3 protein-coding genes are annotated in these 2,281 nt (G+C 77.0%); 2 read left to right on the plus strand and 1 reads right to left on the minus strand.

From position 1 onward, the window contains the following. Together ACTIFU_RS23145 and ACTIFU_RS23150 are read left to right on the plus strand one after the other, a co-directional pair. Window positions 1–399, plus strand: a 399-nt coding sequence (locus ACTIFU_RS23145) for a PfkB family carbohydrate kinase (RefSeq protein ID WP_439580686.1), incomplete at its 5' end; no start/stop codon positions are given. 69 nt (window positions 400–468) lie between these two features. After that, window positions 469–597, plus strand: a complete 129-nt coding sequence (locus tag ACTIFU_RS23150; RefSeq protein ID WP_439580687.1) for a hypothetical protein — start codon at window positions 469–471, stop codon at window positions 595–597. Between the two features lie 99 nt (window positions 598–696). Here ACTIFU_RS23150 and ACTIFU_RS23155 read toward each other — a convergent pair. Then, on the minus strand, window positions 697–2,281 hold a 1,585-nt coding region (locus tag ACTIFU_RS23155), incomplete at its 5' end, for an ATP-binding cassette domain-containing protein (RefSeq protein WP_439580688.1).

The following is a 2,281-nucleotide window of genomic DNA, read 5'->3' on the forward strand; positions in this document are numbered from 1 at the left end:
ATCGCGCTCGATGCGCTGGCCGTCGCCGCAGTGGTGGTCGTCAACACGACCGAAGCGGCGGCGCTCGCCGCCGCCCTGGACTGTCCGGCGGAAGCGCGGGCGCTGGCGCGCCGCCTCGGCACGCGGGTGCTGGTGACGCGCGGGGCAGCGGGAGCCGACCTCGCCGACGGGGTACGAACGCATCACCAGCCGGCCGTCACGGTGAGGGTGGTCGACACGACCGCGGCCGGCGACGCGTTCGTCGGCGTGCTCGCTGCCTCGCTCGATCGTGGGCTGGCGCTCGAGGCGGCGATGGGGCGCGCGGCGGCGGCGGGCGCACTCGCCTGCACGCGACCCGGCACCCAGGGCAGCGTGCCGACGGCGGCTGAGATCGATGCGCTCGCCTCGGTCCGGCCGTGATCTCTTCATGGGCGGGCAACAATCTGGTGCGATACTTCGACCATGCATCGAGTCGCTGAGACAACGTTGATGAACGCCCGGGCCGGCAGCGCAGCCGGGGTGCTCGCGGCGGCGTACTGGCCGGCAATGCTCGCGGGGCTCTGGTGGGGCGTGGCGCTGTCCTGCACGCCGCTCTCCACGCGCCGCCGGCACGACTGACCACCACGCAGGCGGCCGCCGCCACCCGCCGCCGCTCGGCAACCGGCCATGCTGCGCGGTGTGGCTCGCGCGCCAGACGGCGTACGGGGCGGCCGGTCGTCACACGGCGGCAGCCATCGCCGGCGCGTCGAGGGCAAGGATCGTGTCGCACCGCGCCAGCAGCGCAGTGTCTTCGGTTGCGACCACGACCGTCAGGCCCGGCCGTGCCAGCAGCGCCGCCAGCCGCCCGAGGGCGGCGCGGCTGAGCAGCGTCTCGGGAGCATCCAGCAGCAGCAGCCTCGGCGATCCCATGAGCGCGGAGGCAAGCAGGATCAACCCGCGCTCCCCATGCGAGGGCGTCCAGCCTCCGGCGCCGAGCCGCACGTCGAGGCCGCCGGCCCGGGCGATCGCGGGGGCAAGTCCGACCTCGTCCACCACCGCCGTGATGTCGGCCTCGGTCGCCCCGGGCGCCCGCCAGCGCAAGGCACGCCGCACGCTGCCCGACGGCGGCATGAGGTCTGGGCCGGCCAGCGCGATGGCGTCGCGCCTCAGGCGCGGCTCGAGCGCGCAGGCATCGGCCTCGCCGACGCGGATGCATCCCTCGTGAGGGCGATCAAGGCCGGCGAGGCAGGCGAGCAGGGCCGATTTGCCCGAACCGGTCGGCCCGACCACGCCGACCATGGCCCCCGGCCGAATGGTCGCGTCGAGCACGGGGGCGCCCGGGCGCAGCCGGACCCCGTCGAGCATGATGCCGAGCGGCCCGGAGCCGTCCGCCAGCGCTGCGCCGCCTTCGCCGTGAAGCGTGGGCAGCGCCAGGAACCGCCGGATCGCGGCGTAGGCCACCATGGCGTCGCAGCGCCGGTCGAGCGCGCGGGCGAGGTCGGCCAGCATGGGGGCCAGCACGCCAAGACCGACCACGGCACCGAGCAGTCCGCCGGGACCTGCCGGGAGGACCCCGGCGCCGATGCCATGCGCCGCCGCCAGGCCGATCGCGGCCAGCGCCAGCAGGATCATCGCCTCGGGCAGGCTGCGCACCGCGAATGACAGCCGCGCCCGCGCGGCGCCAGCCTCGGTCAGCGCCTCGCCACGGCGCCGGACCCGCCGCCGCACCGACGCGGCTCGACCTGCCGCCGTCACGCTCGCCGCGTGGGTCAGGGCCTCGGCTGCCTCGGCGGCGACCCGGGCGCGCCGGCGCCGCATCGCCGCATGGCGACGGCGCAGCGCCGGGGCAAGGATCAGCAGGACGGCCGGCGCCAAGGCGCCCGGCACGCCGACCAACAGCGCGATCGGCGGGTCCAGCAGGGCAAGGGCCAGGGTAAGGCCGGGCAGAGCCACCGCCAGGACGATCAGGCGGGCGACGCCGAAGCGGACCCAGCCGCGCACCGCGTTCATGTCGCCGACGAAGCGGAGCATCACGAGGCTGCGGCGCCGGCCGGCGACGAGGCGCGGCGGCAGCGCCAAGCTGTGCCGCAGGATCCGGTCGCGGATCGCGGCGACATGCATCAGCGCCAGGCGCTCGGCGAGACCCTGTTCGACCGCGCGGGCCAAGGGAAGGGCCAGCGCCGCGGCCGCAAGCGCGGCCGCCGTGGCGATCGCCGCGAAGGCCAGCCCGGTCGCGGCGGGCCCGGGCAGCCAACCCCCGCGCGCGCCGGGTGGCCCGCCCGGCCCGCCCCGCACCCGCCCCCGCAATCCGCGGGCGCGCCCC

The organism is Elioraea sp. (assembly GCF_051860475.1).
Taxonomy (GTDB): Bacteria; Pseudomonadota; Alphaproteobacteria; order Acetobacterales; family Acetobacteraceae; genus Elioraea.

Bases quoted from the DNA above. Each gene is read 5' to 3' on its own strand.
- ACTIFU_RS23150 (WP_439580687.1), top strand. From the start codon at position 469: ATGAACGCCCGGGCCGGCAGCGCAGCCGGGGTGCTCGCGGCGGCGTAC.